This window comes from Clostridium sartagoforme (genome assembly GCF_039521405.1).
Lineage (GTDB): Bacteria > Bacillota > Clostridia > Clostridiales > Clostridiaceae > Clostridium > Clostridium sartagoforme.
This window is the reverse complement of record NZ_BAAACH010000019.1, coordinates 172,519-192,712: the sequence shown is the minus strand read 5'-3', so window position 1 is coordinate 192,712 and position 20,194 is coordinate 172,519. Positions and strand designations below refer to the sequence as shown.

Sequence of the window (20,194 nt, the reverse complement as noted above, 5' to 3'; positions counted from 1 at the left end):
TAACATAAAAAGTGCATAAATTCCTACATTTTGATGTTGGAACTTTTATGCACTTTCATATTAACATTTACAAATATTCTTGCTCATTCATCAAATTGTAAAACGCTTCTTGTGAATTTTCCCCTTTTGAAATACCTATAACTTGTAAATTCTCTATATCAGGTATATCAGAGTTTGACTTAGCTTGATAAGTACATCCCTCAGCTGTTAAAAATATATAATTATACATTTATGTTCTCCTTACATTAAAATATCAAATTTAATTTTATAAAAGAAGAAATCTAAACTTAAGTAATATTATTTATCTTCCTTTTCTATGATACTATGTAATTTCTTTCCCATGTGTTCTACTAAATTTACAACTAGCGCATTCCCCATACAGAAATATCTAAATGAATTAGTCATTCCTGTATTAGTCCAATTATCTGGAAATCCGTTTATTCTCTCACATTCAATAGGAGTTAATAGCCTTAGTTTTCCAGTTTCAATGTCTCTAACAACATGGGTACTTCTATTTTTACTACCTTCACTTGTCAACATCGTACGTGCAGGTTTATCTATAGGATCCGGAAAAGCTATTCCACCTTCTCTAAATACATATTTATGACCATCTTTAGAAGTTCTCTCAATAGCCTTTGGTCCTTTCATATAAGTCCATTTTTCCAAATCATCTTCAGATAATATATATTTTTCATCCACAGTTTTCTCTAGAATATCTTCTAACGTTATTGGCTTATTTACCAATAAATTGTTTGGAGTGGTTTCTACTGTATATATTACTCCATTTCTATATATACCAGAATTCTTAAATCCAAATGCAAAATTATTAGAAATTTCGAGTATATCTAAACTATACTTTTCTTTTATATCTATACTACTAATAGCATCTTCAGGAAATTTTTCTACGTTAAATGTAGAACTAAAGAATCCATAAGATTGAAGTTCTTCATATGGGCTTTGATTCTGCAACTCTTTGAAGTACTTAGTTGTATTATGTACTGCAAAAATAAATATACGTCTTCTTCTTTGTTGGAACCCATATTCAGCTGCATTTATTACTCTCCATTCAACTGAATATCCTAATTTAGCAAAACAACTTATTATAATTCCAAAATCTCTCCCACGTTGACTAGATGGCGATTTTAATAATCTATCAACATTTTCTAAAATCACAAATGGTGGTCTCTTTGCGTCCAAAATTCTTTCAATCTCCCACCAAAGTACTCCTTTTTTTCCTTGTATCCCACGAGCACCAGTACTAGCAACCGAATAATCTTGGCATGGAAATCCACCAACTAACAATGTATGATTTGGAATATGTTCTACAGGAACTTGAGCTATATCTATATTACTATATTTATCTATCCCACCAGAGGTTTCAAAATGACTCTTATAACATTCAAAAGCGTGCTGAACTTTTTTACTAGGTTCCCATTGGTTTGCCCACACTGTTTTCCAATCTAGTGAACTTTTTTCAAGCCCTACTCTGAATCCACCTACCCCAGCAAATAATTCACAAATTGTATGTTCCATATTGATAACCTCCTATTTAATGTATTGGATTATGCTATAATTTCAAACAAAATTTTACTAAACTAATATTAAATAAACTTTAATACTAATAAATCGCACACACCCAAACGATCGTTCTTCTTATATTTTTAGCACATTTTTAATACTTATTCAAGTATTATTTTTAATAATATTATTATATAGAAACTACTTAACTATAGTAAAAAAATAGATAACCTTAGTAACTTAGAAAATTAAAGGTTATCTATTATATAACTTATTCTACTTTGCTTACCTCACTGCTATTGTTAATAAAATTTATTTATCTGATCTTTAATATATTTAGCATTTAACCAAAAACATTTTCTTCTCTCATAACTTCCTTGAGGGGTAATAATCAAATCTTCCTTATTTCGAGCCTTCGGCCTTATATGTGCTATTTCATTATCACTTATTTTTATGAAAGATTCGTATTTAACCTTCTTAATTTTATCAACCGTATCAAGCCATACCCTATACATACTTCCTTCTAAATCAGATATAGGCATGTTCCAAAACATTACTTTATCCAAAATAATATCATCCAAACTTAATTCTGATTGTTTTTCAAAATTAATTTTACTCTTAAAAATTACCCACAAATGTTTTTTATTTTCGAATTTATCTTTTATAGTTGATGTTTCCCATTCTTCATTTACTATTTCGCAATAATCAATTTGTTCAAAGGACATAGATTCCTTTGGCATTCCATTAGGTTTAAGTACTATTGTTTTAAGCTCAATTGAAGCCTTTTTAAATTCCTCAAAATTTTCAAGCTTGTCTCCAAATACCGCTTTACATACATCATCTACCACTAATCTAATAAAATTTTTAGCCTTTCTTTCTCTATTTATTGAGTAAATACTCATTATTTCAGATACGCTTTTATTCAAAATTCCATTAAATATATTATAAATCTTTTCGTCAAATAGAATATTATCATCTGATAACGACTTTGATGCTTTTACTTTTTTATACTGCTCTTTTTCAAGTAACTCATCTATTATATAATCAACATATTGTCTTTTATAAGAAAATGCCCTTTGTTGGGCCATAATTTCTGAATTAGGCTGAGCTCTTTTACTTTTTTCTGCTGTGCTGCCTTTAGTGCACGCTCCTAGATACATTGTATCTCCTTCAGAAATCTCATGGGCTCTTCCCTCTTTAACCTTATTCGATATTATATTCCAATCTTTCTCTATAATCTTTATATCTTTTTCAGATGGACTCCATAAGCTTATAATTTTAAATATTAATTCTTCTTTTGGAATATCTTTCTCATTCATGTAGAACATTAAAAGAAGCTCTTTACATTTTTGCATTATAGAGTTATTTTCCCAAGACTCTTCATTTAGTTTAAAATAATCTATAATGCTAAGGACTATTCTTTCTTTTGCTGAATATCCAAGTTGTTCTCTCATACTATTTGATTTCGATTTCTTAGTAATATTCTTTAACGGACATACTTTTAATTCTACTCCAACTTCTTTGAAATCAGCTTCCTGTCTGCTATTAACTTTATATCCAAAATACTCCTCTTCTACAACTTGTCCTAATCTCCCCTTAGATTTTTCATTGTTAAATTTACTTTCTTTGCTACTCGTATTTATATTACTCAAACTTTTGTTAAGTAACCTTCTTGCATATTCCTCTATTGATTCTTTATCATTTCTATCATAGTTATATTTCATAATTTTTCATCCTCCACATAATAATCTCTATATAGATTATTATACTAAATATTCTATATAATTTAAAATTTCAGTATAAAACTTATAACTATTAATAAGAATGTACTCTAATTGACTCCTTTATTACTAAAATTATAGAAATCAATATCTAGTACTATATATTAATTATTTATAGGTACTTTTTAATTATATTAATAATATCTTCCCCATACTTACTTATCTTCACGTCTCCAAATCCAGATACCTTTTTTAATTCTTCATTACTTAATGGCATTTTAGAAATTAAATCATTTAATTGTTCATTATTGTATATAAAATATGGTTTTATATTTTCTTGCCTACTTTTATTTAACCGAAAAGATTTTAATTCCTTATAAATTTCTGTATCTTCTATATTTACTTTATTACTTATGTATTTATTATAAGTTTCTTTAACTATATTTATATTGCTTTTTATATAATCTGTTTTGCCATCTTCAACTAAATATTTATTATATTTTTCTAAGTAAGATATATCTTTTTCTTTATGAATTTTAAGAAAGGATTCTGCCCAAGAAAATAATGCTTTCTCTGACATTTCTAGTTCTTTAGATTTATTGTAATTATCTTTTATATAGCTAACTAATTGATCTGCCCTAATAACCTTATCTTTAATTTCTTTCTTTGCAAATCTTGAATTAAGTAAAGTTTTAGGATTAGCTAAAACTACTACTGTCTTATATGAACTTTCAAATAGCTTGTCTGTAATAAATTTCATTATTACATTTGACTTATTTTCTATAGCTATTTTTTTCATTAACTTTAAGTGTCTCTCATTCTGAGTTATTGGTGAGTATATTCCTTCTTTAATTTCCTTACTACCGAAATCCATATTTCTAATAAAGTCACCTTGATTATTTATTTCTATATTTCCAAATAAATTTTTACACTCAATTACAAAACAAATCTTTTTTGTAATCACTAGATAATCTATTTGAGAACTCAAGTCATCACTTTCTATATACAAATCATGTATTATATACATTGGCATATGACTATTTCTTAGTTCAAATTCAATATTTTTTTCACCTATGATTCCATACTCAATACATTTTATTTCTTTTTTAATTTTTTCTTTTCCTTCAGAATTTAATTTTGGTTCTAATTCCTTTAACTTTTCTATTTGCTCTATAGCTTTACTACTTTCCTTTAAAAACACAGGTTCCCTTAACCTATCAAATAATCCCATATATGCCTCTCCTCTGCGTAAAGTAATTTTTTTGCATTTGTAATATAGTTATATTTTTTACAAATGTCCCCATATAATAAAATTCTATTACAAAGTTTTTTTCATGTCAAATTTTGCAAAACTTACTTTTTTGTTATAGAAAATCAAGAAAAAAGCCAGCACTTGATTTTAATAAGTACTGACACTTTTGAATTTCTGTATAAACTTAATCTTTCTTCTTAGTCTTTTTACTATGTTTATTCCCTGAATTATTTAATTTCTTTTCTGCCTCCTGCTGAGTGTTAGCAATCTTTTTTTCTGCCATAGCATGTATTCCTCCTAAATAAGAATTTATAATTGTATCATTATATATCTTGTTCAAAATAAGTGTTAATAATACTCTTACTATTTAGAATACTTTATAATGATATTTTATTAAAATCTTGGAATTTTATAATTAAATTCCCTAGTTAAAATCTATTGAACATATAAATTAAAAGTGTTATTATAATTTCATAAAGAAGAGCCAACTTGAAAACAACTCTTTAAAAGTTCTGAAATATGCGTTAAGCTCCTATTTTGAACCTACACATTTGCTACGGGAGTTCAATATTTAGATAAGGAAATGTACCATCATGTGAGGCCCTTAGACGGCATTGAAGGAGATTGATATATCTGTGAGGACACCCACCTATCGAGAGATAGGGATCAAAATCGGAGTACCGGTATTTTGGATAATTTTCTAGGGAAAGCTAAGACTATTACTTATTTTTAATAAGTAATAGTCTTTTTATAATTTCCTTCAGTTTTAAGTAAAAATATGTAAGTTTGCGTTGACTTGGAGCAAAGCGAGGTCATAAGCAAACTTACATATTTAACTTTATCTTATAAAGTTAGTTCTAACTGTTTCTTCTCTTTTTGGATATTCTATCCCTGCATTTTTACCGGCTTCTATACATCTAAGAAGCCAAGCCATATTTTTCCCAAGAGTCCTCATTGTTTGCATTCCTTCTTTATCTTGAAGAACTTCTTCTCTTGTATTTCCATGAACCATGTTCCAATATTGAGAAGATACAATTGGCATACAGCTAATTGTAAAATATTTGTTTATTTGATCGAAAGCTGAACTTGCTCCACCACGACGACAACTAACTATAGCTGCACCTGGCTTATTTTTAAATATACTGCCATCACTATAATAAACTCTATCTAAAAATGAAGTTAACATTCCTGAAGCTGAAGCATAATGTACAGGTGATCCATATATAAATCCATCTGCGTCTTTAGCCTTGTCCAAAAATTCATTAACTATATCATTTCTAAAACATCTTTTACTATCACGACATGCACCACATCCAATACATCCAGCTATAGGCTTATTTCCTAACTGAAATATTTCTGTTTCGATGTTTTGTTTTTCTAATTCCTTTGCTACTTCTAACAGCGCAGTATAAGTACATCCATTTAAATGTGAACTTCCATTTACTAATAATACCTTCATATATCTTACTCCCTTTTTAATTTAAAATTTATATACCTCTTAATATATGTTATAAAAAAAAATATTTATTATCAACATCTATTATAAAACTTTTATTCTTAGCTTTCTAATTTTCTTTATAAATTTAAGAAGCCAAGAATTATTGACACAATTATACACATTAGTATATAATTTACTTGAATTTAAAAGGTAATAATTTATTTTATAAATTTTGAAAACTACTTTATGCTTGGGAGGAAATAAATATATGAGTAAAGATAATAATGGCTTGAGTTTTTGGGGAGTTGTAGGTGCTGTACTTGTAGCATTAATAATATTCTCATTATGTGGTTAATATGATACGATATAATTTCTATAACGAAGATGATAAACAAAATGTTTTTTTTATCTTATTATCGGCAATCCTTTTTTATATTAATGAACTAATAAAATTTAAGGTAGATGTACCTTATTTAGGATATTTACTTAGAAATCATTATAATGATTTTTGGGGTGGATTTTCATTCATGGCTTTATTAAACGTTATCCTACTTTTTAGTAAATATAATAAAATAAAAAAACTTACAATTATTCTTCTTTTCGGGCTAATGTGCAGCATATTTTGGGAAGTAATCACACCAATTTTTTTAGTTACTAGTACGGGAGACTTTTGGGACTTTGTTTCATATATTTTAGGATTTTCATTTTATTGGCTAATAAAAAAATTAAAAAACAAAGATACAACATATAGTATTTATTGATTTCTTCTCAATTTTAAATCTTTTAAGAAAAATTAAAGCCATTACTTAATTTTAATAAGTAATGGCTTTTTTATATTTATTTTATATTTATTTATAAAATTTAGATGATTAACCCTATTAATTATCTAATAGGGCAAATTCCACCTTCGCACCCTTCATTTCCAATATCAAATTCGACCTCTTCTTTTTCGTATTTAGATATTAATGAAGGTACAAAAGGCTTCATTTCTTTCACTCTCTTTTCATATTCTTCCTTATCTATAGCTTCATATGGTAATAACTCATAAAAACTATCATCTAGTGGCAGGAATGATACAGCAACAACTGAATCCCAATTATCCCATACCCACTGTTCAACTTCTTCCCACTCATGATTTCTAACATGAACAGTTATTGAACAATTATGCTCAACATAGTTTTCCATAAACATCTTGTAATTTTCAAGTTGTTCTATAGCACTTACTTCATACTTAGTTTTTCCTTCTGGAGCCTTAACTGGGAATTCCACTACTTTAGTTGTGCAATTTTCAATACTTTGCCCTACCTCTGGTACTACTGGATAGCCTAATTCCTCACATACTTTAACTAATGGATCATCACTTGATATTCTAACACGTCTTATAAAGTATGGTGAATGTGAATAATGCACTCCACTTGATACTGTAGGTAATTGAGATAATGTACCTTCTGGTTTAATTGTAGTTACTAAAATTGGTTCATTTTGTCCTAATTCCTTAGCATACTCTAATGCGGCATCTTTTGCTGCCTTTTTTAGTTTTCTAAGCAATTCTGCTTCTTGCTCCTTAGTAAAGCTAGTTGCATTTATCATGTCTTGCCATCCAGTTAATGAACATCCAATTAATTTATCTCTTTGCTGTACTCTATCCCAGTCTGGAAGTTCAAGTTCTACACAAGTCATTCTATATCCTGCTCTTGCTGATAATCTTTGTGCTTCAAGTAATTCTTTTTCATCGAAGCTTCCATCTTCTTTAACAAAAGCAAATACATTTACAGTTGTTAAATTACATAAGCCTTGTGAATCTAATAATATTTCACCACATGGATTAACTCCATTCATATTTGGCCTTCTCTTCTCAGCAGCTTCAGCATTTATCCATCCTGGTTCCCCTGAATATCTCATTTTTTCTATATTCCATTTTAATCTTTCTCTAGATGGCTTCTTTGTATAATAAATTGAATTATTGCTCATTTGTCTATGAATTAAATCTTTATTAACACTCCACTTGCCATCTTCTTGCTTATATAAATTAGATTTTGCTTCTATACATTCTTCATCATTAGCATCAATTATTACCATTTCAGCAGTTCTTCTAACGCCACCTACTACAACATTTTCTCCAATAATGTTAGCAATGTCTAAACAGTCTATAGGTGAAAGCTTAATATTATCTTTTTCTAATAAAAGTGATTTTCTTTTTATTACCTTATCAATTTTGTAGAACATGTTTTTTAAGCTTTCATGTCCAGATGCTGTACCTCCAAAGGTTCTAAGTCTTTCTCCTTTTGGTCTTACATGAGAATAATCTATAATTATTGTATTTATATTTCTATATTGGCTTCTTCCAACAAGATTTAAGAAATGCTCTAGTGCTTGAACCCATCCTTCTTTTGAGTCTCCTATTACAATTTCAGCTGAAGTATTATTATAAAAAACTAATGATGTACTATCTTCTCTAAGCATTTTAGGCTTCTCTACATAATCCTTATGAATTAATTTATAATTAGTTCTAAGTTTAGGTATCTTATTTACATCTTCTCTAAGAACTCTTACTCCAACTCCAGAACCTATCATAAGTAAATAAAACAAATCTGTAAAAGCCTGGAATGAATCAATTTTTTGGAATGCACAATTAAAATTACTCATAGGATATTGCTTAGAAACATTTGTATTTCCTACCCAAAAAGTTCTTCCAGATAAAAATTGCCTAAGGTTAAATACATTATCATATAGTTTTTCTGCTTCTTCCTTTGATGTTGGCACTATAGAAGTATTATATTCTACAGCTCTTCTTACAGTTTCCCACCAATACTCTCTTCTTCCTTGTTCCATAAGAAATCTAGAATATGTTCTATAATAAACAAAGTTACCTAATTGACCCATAGGAGATGAATTGTGTTTGTATTTGCTTACAAAATCATCTTTTATCATCTTATAGGCTTCTTTACTTAAATTTTTTCTTCTTTCTTTTTCTTTTTCACTTCTATATATTATATATCTTTTTGCTACATCTTTTCTTTCACTATCCATCAATTTGAACTCTACAACATCTTGTATATCTTCAACTTCATGATACTTTTCAGGTCTATTAGATAAACTTATAAATACCTCATTTGCTATTTGCTCACTTAAATTATGATCTACTCCAATTTTAGTTTCTTCCATTGCCTTTTCAATTGCCTTAACTATTTTATCCTTAGTAAAATCTACTAAGTTTCCATCTCTTTTTCTTACTTTCATATTAACACCTCATAAATTATAGTTAAATTAATAATACTAGATAAATTTCATTATTTATCCATCTATATAATTATACTACATATTGTGTATTTATCCATAGTATTTTTAAAAATATACAATATATTGTTATTATGATGTGAATAAGTTAATATTAGTATCTTCTTTATCTGCAAATTGACTATTATAAAGATCTTTATAAAAACCGCCTTGCTTAATTAACTCTTCATGAGTTCCTTGCTCTATTATATTTCCATTGTTAATTACTAGTATTAAATCAGCACTTTTTATTGTTGAAAGTCTATGCGCTATAACAAAACTAGTTCTACCCTTCATTATATTTCTCATAGCTTTTTGTAGTAATAATTCTAATCTAGTATCTACCGAACTTGTAGCTTCGTCTAAAATTAATATAGCCGGATCTTTAAGTATTGCCCTAGCTATAGTTAAAAGTTGTTTTTCTCCTTGAGATATATTTGATGCCTCTTCGTTTAAAATCATATTATATCCATCTGGCAAGGTCTTAATAAAGTGATGAACATTTGCAATCTTAGCAGCTTCTATTATTTCTTCTTTTGATGCACCAAATCTACCATATTCAATGTTATCATAAATACTTCCATTAAATAACCAAGTATCTTGAAGAACCATACCAAACATAGCTCTTAAATCTTCGCGTTTCATATCTTTTATATCTACACTATCAATTTTAATTGAGCCGCTTTGAATTTCATAAAATCTCATTAAAAGGTTAATTAAAGTAGTTTTACCTGCTCCAGTTGGTCCAACTATAGCTACCATTTGACCACTTTTAATCTCTGCACTTAAATCTTCTATTAATATCTTATCTTCATTGTAACCAAACTTTACATGTTCAAAACTTACATTTCCTTTTGGATTTTCAAGTTTATTAGTATTATTTGAAACTTTCACCTCTTCTTCTTCCTCTAAAAATTCAATTACCCTTTGAGCTGCAGCTACTGCTGATTGTATTGCTGATGATAATTGAGTTACTTGAGATAAAGGTTGATTTATTTGCCAAATATAACGTATAAATGCTTGAAGATTACCAACAGTTATACCTCCTGATATTACTGTTATAGCACCTACAACACCTATTGCTGCTATTCCTAAATAGCTAACAAGACTTACTAAAGGAGACATGATACTTGATATAAATTGAGCTTTAAAGCCTGCTGCACACAATTCTTCATTTGCTTCTATAAAATCACTTAATGAATCTTCTTCTTTACCATATAACTTTATTTCATTAAAGCCAGTATACATTTCTTGAACTCTTCCATTAAGTCTTCCTAAAGCTGCTTGTTGCTTATTAAATAACCCTTGTGATTTTTTTACTATTATATTAGTAATTAAAATACTTAATGGTATTATTAGAGTTGCTAATATTGCAAGTTTAATATTAATTGAGTACATCATTATAAGTGCTAAACTTAGTGATAAAATAGCATTTATTACTTGAATAAAGCTTTGCTGTAATGCATTTGAAATAGTATCAACATCATTTGTAATTCTACTTAGCACATCACCATAACTATGACTATCAAAATATCTTATAGGAAGTCTACTTATTTTTCTTTGAACTTCATTTCTAATATCCCTCATAGTATTTTGAATTGCATTTGTTAATAAAAAGCTTGCTATAAAAGTTGAGCCAGCACTTCCTATATAAATCAGAAATAGCAATATTAATACTTTAATTATATAATTAAAGTTAACTGAAGCTCCGGTAACTCCTTTTACCATATCTTCAACATCTTTAATTAATTGAGTAATTATTAATCCTTCAGTTCTTGGCGCTATTGCTACAAAAACTGCTGATGAAATTATAAATAAAATAGCTCCGAAGAAAGACCATTTATACTTATTAACAAAAGGAGAAATCTTTTTTACTACTAACTTGAATTTATTCATTATGCTAATTCCTCCTCTGTAAGTTGTGATATTGCAATTTCATGGTATATTTCACAATTTTTTAAAAGTTCCTTATGAGTACCTATTCCTACAACTTCTCCTTCATTTAATACAATAATTTTGTCAGCATCCATTATAGAACCTATTCTTTGAGCCACTATTAATACTACCGAATCCCTTGTCTCAGCTTTAAGCCTTTTTCTTAAAACTGCATCTGTTTTAAAATCTAAAGCTGAAAAACTATCATCAAAAATATATATTTCTGGCTTTCTAACTATAGCCCTGGCTATTGAAAGCCTCTGCTTTTGTCCTCCTGATACATTTGATCCACCTTCACTTATTGGTTCATCAAACTTTTTAGGTTTACTAGAAATAAAATCATATGCTTGAGCAACTTTAGCTGAATATTCTATTTCTCCAGTTTTTGCATTCTTCTTACCAAATTTTATGTTGCTTGCAATACTACCTGTAAACAAAAGATTTTTCTGTGGAATAAAACCTATCTTTTTACGTAAAGCCTTTAAATCATATTTTCTTACATCTATACCATCTATTTTTATACTTCCTTTGGTAACATCATAAAACCTTGGTATTAAATTAATCAATGTACTTTTACCACTACCTGTACTTCCTATAAAAGCAATAGTTTCTCCCTTTTCAGCTTTAAAGGATATATCTTTAAGAACAGGAACTTCTCCATTGGGATAAGTAAATGATACATTATCAAATTCAATAACACCCTTTATTTCTGTTTCCTTAATCCCATTTTCAGGATTTTTTATTATAGGATTTTCATTTAAAATCTCGGTAATTCTATTAGCAGATACTTGAGCTTTAGGGTACATAACAAATACCATTGAAAATAGCATAATAGAAAACATTGCATGGAATAAATACTCTATAAAAGCTACTAATTGACCAACTTGAAGTACTCCTATATTTATCATCTTACTTGAAACCCAAAATATAACAATAATTGCTATGTTAAGTAAGAAAAAGAAGGTAGGCTGAGAAACTGCCATAAGCTTATTTAACTTTTTAGATGTATCTGCATACAAATCATTAGTTTTCTCAAATCTTTTTCCTTCATATTTATCATTTCCAAAAGCTCTAATTACCCTTATTCCTGTTAGATTTTCTCTAGAAATTCTATTTAGTTTATCTAACCTCTCTTGTAATTTTTCTGATAAAGGTTCTGAAGTTTTTACTATTACTACAACTCCTAAAATTATAAATGGAATTACTACGGCTAAAATCAGAGATAATGATAAACTGGTTCTAAGTATCATTATTAAACTTACAGTAAACATTACAGGTGTAAGTAAAGCTGTTCTTAAAAGTGTATTAGTAAACTGTAAAAGAACAAAAGCATCATTTGTAGTTCTTGTTATAAGTGATGACACTCCAAATTTATCGTATTCTGTATGCGAAAATTCCTGTGCTTTTTTAAATATATCATTTCTTATATCTCTAGTAATACCTGTTGAGATTCTAGATGAACAATACCCTAATAATATTGTTCCAATAACTCCAATTATAGATATAAATGCTATAACAAATCCCATTTTTCTTATATAAGTAATATCATTATTGATTATTCCATTGTCTATAACCTTAGCCATAATAGTAGGAATTCCAAGCTCTACTAAAGCAAATCCAAATACCGATATTATGTTTAAAAGAATAAATGGCTTATAGTTTTTTAAATATTTTAGTATTAATTTCATTACTGTATTTCACTTCCTTTCTTTAATTGAATCAATATAAAATAAAAATGAAATTTCTTCATTAATAACATTTTAATTTTCTTATAATACTTAATTCAAATTATCCCAACATTTTATCATAAGTTATGTTAAAAAGCTATTTTTTATAAATATTGTAAAACATAGATATATGTAATCTTTTTATTCATTGCTTTTAGGTAATCTAAATTTAAATAAAATTATAGCTTTTTATCCTTATTGCAATTTATTGCCCCCTTTGATAAACTGAATTTATGATGATGAAAGGGGGATATTTATTGTTAGATTCTATTGATAATGAGGTTTTAAGTAATCTCACTAAAAGTGAATTATCCATATTACAATATATTGATAATAATGCATCTAAAGTCCTAAGTATGAGTATCCATGAGTTATCTGAGAATGTATTTTCATCAACAGCTACAATTTTACGTTTATGTAAAAAGCTAAATTTTAGTGGCTATTCGGAATTAAAATTTGTATTAAAAAATAACCTTGCTTCTAAAAAAACTTTAAATAGTAATCCTTTGTCTGATGATAACATATTATTAGATTTATATTCTCAAGTTGAAAATACTGGTCGTCTTCTAAATACTAAGAATATAGAATCAGTAATAAGTTACCTCTTGAGTGATAAAAAAATCCATTTATTTTCTACGGGGATAACAAATGTAATTTCTGAATATATGCAAAGATATCTCTTGGCAGTTGATCGATCTGTAATCTTATATAAAATAGATAAATTGTCTTTGGATTCTACTATTAGTTTTACTAAAAATGATGTTTTAATTTTAGTAAGTGTTACTGGAAATGAACCATCTATACTAAAAATTGCTAGACTTGCCCAAAGCAATAACGTTCCTATTATAGCTATTGCTCCACTTACAAGCAGTCCTTTATCGCAAATAGCTAATATTACTCTATACTTTTATTCAAAAGAACGTTCTTTTTCTAATTATGATATATCAAATAGAATTTCTATTTTTTATATAGTTGATATGTTATTAGAGTATTATTTCTATCATTTAAGTAGTTCTAAAAATAATAATAATGTTTAAAGGAAGGAGAGATAAAGTGCTTAATAATTTTGATTCTGATGCTGTTAAATCTTTAACTTCAAATGAGGATATTATATTACAATATATTATTTCTCATAAGGATGAAGTTATAAAAATGAATATTAATCAATTAGCACAAAATACTTATGTATCTACTGCGACTATCTCTCGTTTATGCCATAAATTAAATTTAAAAGGATTTAGTGATTTAAAATTCAAATTAAAATCTGATAATTTACATAAAAATGATTTATTATCTAATAATACATTAGAAAATAAATCTTCTGAAATAAATGATATAATTCCAAATAGCCTTAAAAGATTAAAGAACACTGTTGAGAAGCTCAATGTAGAGGATTTAAATTATATAGTAAATTGCTTATGTAGTGATAAAAATATTCATATTTTTGCTAGAGGTCTTACACAAATGCCTCTAGAATATCTCTCTAATACGCTATTATCCTTAAATAGATCTTCTACATTTTATATTGATCCACCACTTATTTATCGTGCTGCTTCTCGTATGACTTCAAATGATATTATGATTATTGGGAGCTCAGGTGGAGCTACAATACCAATTATAAAGACAGCAGCCCTAAGTAAATCCAATTCTGCTATCGTAATTGCAATCACCTCAGACCCTTCTAGCGAATTAGCTAGTATTGCTGATATAACCTTATATGGTGAAATTGAACGGAAGGACTTTTTTGGAATAGATATTAATTCAAGATTATCAATTCAGTTCATTATAGAAGCTATTTTAGAACTTTATATTAATAAATTAAAAACTAACAACATTTTATAATTATTGAATAAAAAAAGAGCAACATAAAAGTTGCCCTTTTTTATAATCTATCTTTTCATTGCGTCTTTTACTTGCTTAGCAATTTTTTCAATCTTTGGTCCATAAACCACTTGAATATGAGTATCTGATGGTTTAACTATTCCCATTGAACCTGTAGATTTTAAAAGTGCTTCATCTGTTAAAGACATATCTTTAACATCTACTCTTAATCTTGATATACAATTGTTTACAGCAATTATATTATCATATCCGCCTAGTCCATCGATGATTTTTATTGCTAAACTTGTTACTCCTCCAACATTTTCTTCTTTAGAAAGCTCTTCTTCATCTTCACTAACATCTATTGAAATATTTCTGCTTGAAAAATACCATTTGAAAACAAAATAGTATATAACTGCAAATACTATACCAACTAACACTATTACATACCATCTTGAACCTGGAACTAAAACACCATAGATTAAAAAGTCTATAACTCCGCCTCCTGTATTACCAACTCCAACACCTAATAAGCTTAGTAGTCCAAAAGAAATTCCTCCCATAACAGCATGGAATAAAAATAATTGTGGAGCGATAAACATAAATGCAAATTCTAACGGTTCAGTAATTCCTGATACAAAACATGCAGCTACTCCTGCAATCATTAATGCTTTTACTTTTGACTTTTTCTCTATTGGAGAAGTCTTGTAAATGGCATATGCTGCTGCTGGCAGACCAAACATCATAAATGGCATTTTACCTTGACCTAAGAAAGCTGTAAATTGTCTTAATTCTGAAATAGGAACTGAATCAAAGAACTTTAAGAAAATATTTAAGCATCCTTCAACTCCTTGATATACTCCACCAACAGATGTAGTACGGAATACTCCATTTAAAACATGATGTAATCCAGTTGGAATTAATATTCTTTCTAAGAAACCAAATATAAATACTCCTACTGATCCTAAACTTGCTATTAAAGATCCTAACCAGTTAATTACTGATGAAACTGGAACCCAAATAAATGGCATTACTTGTCCTAAAAGCGTCATAGCTCCAATAACTACAATAGCAACAAATCTTTTTCCTCCATAGAAAGCGATTGCAACAGGAAAATCAACATTAAAAAACTTATTATGAAGAACTGCGGTTAATATACCTGTTATCATCCCTGCAAATGCACCCATCTCTATTGTATCTGCTATACCTAAGATAGTTGACATTTTTAGTGAACTAAAATCAAAGAATCCTGATCCTATTACTAAAGATGCACTTAATAGAAAAACATAATATCCTATAAATCCTGCAAATGCAGCAATTTCTTTTTCTTCTTTTGCTAGTCCAAATGCTATACATATTGAAAATAATACCGGAATCATACCAAATACAGTTGAAGTAATCGTTTTTATAACGGTTATTATATAATTAAATGATTGTAATTTTAAAAATGGTAGCAAATCTTGAACTTGTGGTTTTAGAAGTGCAGATGTTAATCCTAATAATAGCCCTGCTGCTGCTAAAGTAGCTATTGGTAACATTAAGCTTCTACCAAGAGCTGAAAAAAAACCCATAACTTTATTATTATTTTTTCTCATTTATAATTCCCCTTTTCTAAATTTATTTTAAAGGCTTTTATAGCATGAGCTGCCAAATTGAGCTTTCAATATAGGCAGCTCCATACACAATTACTATTTAAACTCTGGCCAGTAGCCTTTGTTTGCTTCTATTAATGCATCTAATACTTTTCTTGCTTTCTTAGCATCATTAACTAATCTATTTAAAGTAAATGCTTGAAGTGCTTTAGAATAAGACTTTTCATAATAAGCATCCACTAGTAATTTTTCACTTGATACTTGATTAACTAATAATCCTAAATAAAATTGAGGTATATTTCCAACACCCATAGGTCTTGGTCCATTTATACCAAGTTCTGCAACTACTTCTACCATTGCATCATCTTGCATATTGTTTATTGATCCATTATTTTCTGTTATTATAATATATCTTCTATTTTGATTGTAAGCTATTGATTGAGCTACTTCTATCATCATTTCAGCATGAGCATCACTTTCAATTTTTACTCTGCCTTCTGTTGTACCAGCAGCTGCAACTTCTCTACATTCATTAAATACACGATTTTCTCTATTAGCCATAACTTCATCAGCTCTTGTAAAGTTTGGATCAAGATGTGAAACTTTATATTCTGGATATAAATAATATTGATCATAAGTGTTTGGTAAGTAATCAGGGAAGTCTTCCATTATTGTTTGGACCATTCCATAAGTATCTAACCAAGATTTATCTCTTTGCTCTGCATCTTGAGGTAAAAATCCTCTTTCTTTTATTAATTGCTTTAATTTAGGTAATAAATCTTCTCCTGTCTTTCTATCATATATATTAGTAAACCATCCATAGTGATTTAATCCAAAATATACAGGATCTAAATCCTTCCAGTCACATCCTAATAGTCTACTGCATGAACGTACAACATTTTCAGGTTGATCGCATATGTTTAAAATTTTCTTATCATTTGGAAATTCTCTTCTTAATGCTTCTGCAACTATAGCTGCTGGATTAGAATAATTTAATATCCATGCATTTGGAGAATATTTTCTTATATCATAAACAGCTTCAATCATTCCTACTATAGATCTTAATCCATAAGCCATTCCACCAGCTCCACAGGTTTCTTGTCCAATAAGCCCCATACTTAATGGAATATGTTCATCTTGGGCTCTCATCTTAAGTCCACCTACACGCATTTGCATAAATACAAAATCCATATCAGTATAAGCTTCTTCGATATCTGTAGTATAGCTAAATTCAACCTCTGGATATCTTTCCTTCATTAATATTTTTCCAAACTCACCAATTGGTTCTTGTCTTTCTGCATCTATATCAAATAAAACTAATTTATTTAATGGAAATTCTTCCTTCAATCTACAAAATGATTTTAAAAATCCTGGTGTAAATGTACTTCCACCACCAACTATAACAACATTATATCTTTTCATAACAATCACTCCTAATATTAATTTTATAATTACTGCGACTAAGTTTTAAATTATAACTAAAATTTATAAAAACGGCCGTTTCTTTTCTATACTCATATTCTATATTCTGATATCGTTTTAATCAATAAGTTACAAGCTTATAGTCATGAATGATTCAATATGTTATTTGTGACATGAAAAGTAATTTTTTACTCTATTTATCTTATTTATAATAAGTAAAAATAAATATAGTAAAAGGAGCCATATTTTTAGGCTCCTTTTACTATATTTATGGAATTCTATAATAACTCTTTTCTTAATTCTTCAGCTGATTTTGGTGATAAATAGCTAAATGGTATATCTAGTACAGTACGAGCTCCCCTTTGACCTTCTTTATATAATCTATAAACTGCTCTTGCATAAGCTACTAACACGCTTGAAGTAAACTCTGGATTACTATCAAGTTTTAAACTGAATTCCATTCTTTGATTTGTACTTTCTCCAGTAATTCCTGTACGAATAACAAACCCACCATGTGGCATCCCTTTATGATTTGTATTCATTTCTTCTTCAGTTATAAAATTTACTGTTGTATTATAGTGCGCAAAATAATTTGGCATATTTATAATTTTATTTTTAATATCCTCTAAATCAGCTCCATCCTCTGGCACGACATAACAAATTCTTTCATGTTTTTCTTTAATTGAAAGTTCTTTATTTTTTCCAGTACGAACCATTTCAATAGCACTCTCAATTGGTACCGTATATTGAACTCCATTTTTAACACCTTTTACTCTTCTAATTGCATCTGAGTGCCCTTGACTTACACCTTTTCCCCAAAAAGTATAATCTTTTCCTCTTGGAAGTACTACCTCTCCTAAAAGACGATTTAATGAAAATAATCCTGGATCCCAACCAACTGATATAAGTCCAATAGTACCAGAGCTTTTTGCTACATCATCTAACATACTGAAATATTCTGGTATCTTAGCATGAGTGTCAAAACTATCTACCGTATTAAACATTTTTACAATCTCCGGCGTCTGTTGTGGCAAATCAGTGGCAGAACCTCCACAAAGAATCATAACATCAATTTTCCCCTTATAATTCTCAATTTCTGAAATATGTAACATTTTTGAAGTTGCTACTAACTTATCTGGATTTCTCCTTGTAAAAATAGCCTCTAATTCAAAATCTGAATTTTGTGCTAACGATAATTCTACACCTTTTCCAAGGTTTCCATACCCTACAATACCTACTCTAATCTTATTGCTCATAAATTTTCCTGACTATAAAGTCAGGTGCCCCCTTTCTATAATTTATATTTTTAATTTAGCCATTCTTCTATTAAATTTATAATAGCTATATCATGTGATATGTTTAATTTTTTACATTTGTCATCAAATTTTTCATATAGTTCATTTGGTACATTTATAAAGAACTTCGATTCGTCTTGTGATATATTCCTCTTTATACTAATGTCATCATTATTGATATTATCATTATTAATATAATTATTATTATATTCTACAATAGCATTTTTAGCAGTTTCATCTGCTAAGTCATTATATATACTTTCGTTACTATGAGCTTTAACTTTTATAAAACATATTTCAATTTCATTACTAAATTTCTCAATATTTTTTACATATTCTTGTGTATATTCATTTTTGGCTTGCCATTCTCCGCTAGCCCATAATGAAATGTTTTTCAAATCATGATATATTGCTACTCTTTTAGCCTTATATTCTTCTTTTGCTATATTTAAAGCTAATTTTGTTGCCTCTAACTCTCCTACGATATTCCATTGATTCCATTTATCATAACCAGCACAAGAATAAAGCTTATGCTCATTATTTTCTAAATTTAAGACTACTACACCTGAGCCATATGTTTTGCTTTCTTTATCATAACTCCCATCTACAAATGCAATAAATTCATATTTATCTTTTAATTCATTATAATCTATATAAGATTTAAAAACATTTATTTTAGCAGAACTCCTGATTGGTGTAATAAGGCTTTCTTTCTCTAAATTATACTCTACTTTTTTCTCTTTACTTTTTATATCTTCTTTAGAAATAACTTTTCCTAAAAAGTCGTTAGCTTCTTCAAGTGTTGAAAATCCTTGATATTTTGCTCCTGGAAAACCATCTATGCTTTTTTTACACTCATCCCAATTATCAAATATACCTATTTCTCTACCTACTTTAACTGCATAAACCTTTTTTTTAGCCATATTTAACTCTTCCTTTTTTATTATATTTAACATAACTACTTATAAATATAAAATTTAATTCAAAATTACTGTAATATCTGAATTTTACTTATATTATTTGAAAAATAGCCTTTATTTTCATTTTATCATATAAATTTAATTTATGACTATTTATTTTAGCTTATATAATTCTTTAAGAATGTTATATTAATGATTTATATATAAAAAATAAACAAGTTGCAATATATTATTGTCACTTGTTTATTTCTCTATTTACTATATTACTTATATATTA

At 28.1% G+C, this 20,194-nt stretch carries 14 protein-coding genes and 1 other RNA gene; 3 read left to right on the top strand and 12 right to left on the bottom strand.

The genetic code is table 11. The features are described from left to right. Positions 1-67: 67 nt before the first annotated feature. The 4 genes from ABDZ60_RS09835 to ABDZ60_RS09820 all read right to left on the bottom strand — a co-directional run bounded on the left by ABDZ60_RS09835 (position 68) and on the right by ABDZ60_RS09820 (position 4,470). Complete coding sequence (locus ABDZ60_RS09835; RefSeq protein WP_343777843.1) at positions 68-229, bottom strand: hypothetical protein; 162 nt, start codon at positions 227-229, stop codon at positions 68-70. Positions 230-297: 68 nt separating this feature from the next. Then, a complete protein-coding gene (gene dcm / locus ABDZ60_RS09830; RefSeq protein ID WP_343777841.1) occupies positions 298-1,533 on the bottom strand; it encodes a DNA (cytosine-5-)-methyltransferase in 1,236 nt (411 codons plus the stop codon). Positions 1,534-1,820: 287 nt separating this feature from the next. After that, complete coding sequence (locus ABDZ60_RS09825) at positions 1,821-3,242, bottom strand: Sau3AI family type II restriction endonuclease (protein ID WP_016208229.1); 1,422 nt, start codon at positions 3,240-3,242, stop codon at positions 1,821-1,823. 169 nt (positions 3,243-3,411) lie between these two features. Next, positions 3,412-4,470, bottom strand: a complete 1,059-nt coding sequence (locus ABDZ60_RS09820; protein ID WP_343777838.1) for an NERD domain-containing protein — start codon at positions 4,468-4,470, stop codon at positions 3,412-3,414. Between the two features lie 527 nt (positions 4,471-4,997). On the opposite strand from ABDZ60_RS09820, the gene ssrS reads away from it, so the two are divergent. Beyond that, a non-coding RNA gene (gene ssrS / locus ABDZ60_RS09815) (6S RNA) lies at positions 4,998-5,190 on the top strand. Positions 5,191-5,329: 139 nt separating this feature from the next. Here the strand turns inward: ssrS and ABDZ60_RS09810 are convergent. The 4 genes from ABDZ60_RS09810 to ABDZ60_RS09795 form a co-directional block, all read right to left on the bottom strand. Continuing rightward, on the bottom strand, positions 5,330-5,950 hold the full coding sequence (locus ABDZ60_RS09810; protein WP_047002260.1) for a flavodoxin family protein: 621 nt from the start codon (positions 5,948-5,950) through the stop codon (positions 5,330-5,332). Between the two features lie 861 nt (positions 5,951-6,811). Beyond that, positions 6,812-9,169 carry a ribonucleoside-triphosphate reductase, adenosylcobalamin-dependent gene (gene nrdJ, locus ABDZ60_RS09805; protein ID WP_343777836.1) on the bottom strand — a complete coding sequence of 786 codons (2,358 nt, stop codon included), beginning with the start codon at positions 9,167-9,169 and terminating at the stop codon, positions 6,812-6,814. A 129-nt stretch (positions 9,170-9,298) separates the two neighbouring features. Further along, entirely contained in the window at positions 9,299-11,101 is a 1,803-nt protein-coding gene (locus ABDZ60_RS09800; RefSeq protein WP_047002263.1) for an ABC transporter ATP-binding protein, read from the bottom strand. Beyond that, positions 11,101-12,828 (bottom strand): ABC transporter ATP-binding protein, encoded by a 1,728-nt coding sequence (locus ABDZ60_RS09795; RefSeq protein ID WP_343777833.1) that lies wholly within the window; start codon positions 12,826-12,828, stop codon positions 11,101-11,103. Before ABDZ60_RS09795 ends, ABDZ60_RS09800 begins: the two co-directional genes overlap by 1 nt. A 296-nt stretch (positions 12,829-13,124) precedes the next feature. Between ABDZ60_RS09795 and ABDZ60_RS09790 the strand changes: the two genes are divergently transcribed. After that, on the top strand, positions 13,125-13,904 hold the full coding sequence (locus ABDZ60_RS09790; protein ID WP_047002265.1) for a MurR/RpiR family transcriptional regulator: 780 nt from the start codon (positions 13,125-13,127) through the stop codon (positions 13,902-13,904). Between the two features lie 16 nt (positions 13,905-13,920). Next, positions 13,921-14,709 carry a MurR/RpiR family transcriptional regulator gene (locus ABDZ60_RS09785; protein WP_343777830.1) on the top strand — a complete coding sequence of 263 codons (789 nt, stop codon included), beginning with the start codon at positions 13,921-13,923 and terminating at the stop codon, positions 14,707-14,709. A 47-nt stretch (positions 14,710-14,756) separates the two neighbouring features. On the opposite strand, the gene ABDZ60_RS09780 is transcribed toward ABDZ60_RS09785, so the two are convergent. From ABDZ60_RS09780 to ABDZ60_RS09765, 4 genes are all read right to left on the bottom strand, one after another. Then, positions 14,757-16,283: a PTS transporter subunit EIIC gene (locus tag ABDZ60_RS09780; protein ID WP_343777828.1), complete on the bottom strand. Its 1,527-nt coding sequence runs from the start codon at positions 16,281-16,283 to the stop codon at positions 14,757-14,759. A gap of 93 nt (positions 16,284-16,376) precedes the next feature. Next, positions 16,377-17,702: a 6-phospho-alpha-glucosidase gene (locus ABDZ60_RS09775; protein ID WP_016208221.1), complete on the bottom strand. Its 1,326-nt coding sequence runs from the start codon at positions 17,700-17,702 to the stop codon at positions 16,377-16,379. Positions 17,703-17,980: 278 nt separating this feature from the next. Next, the gene (locus ABDZ60_RS09770; RefSeq protein WP_343777825.1) at positions 17,981-18,958 is read right to left on the bottom strand and encodes a diaminopimelate dehydrogenase; all 978 of its coding nucleotides are present in this window, start codon (positions 18,956-18,958) and stop codon (positions 17,981-17,983) included. 50 nt (positions 18,959-19,008) lie between these two features. Beyond that, the gene (locus ABDZ60_RS09765) at positions 19,009-19,920 is read right to left on the bottom strand and encodes a ribonuclease H1 domain-containing protein (RefSeq protein WP_343777823.1); all 912 of its coding nucleotides are present in this window, start codon (positions 19,918-19,920) and stop codon (positions 19,009-19,011) included. Between the last annotated feature and the right edge of the window lie 274 nt (positions 19,921-20,194).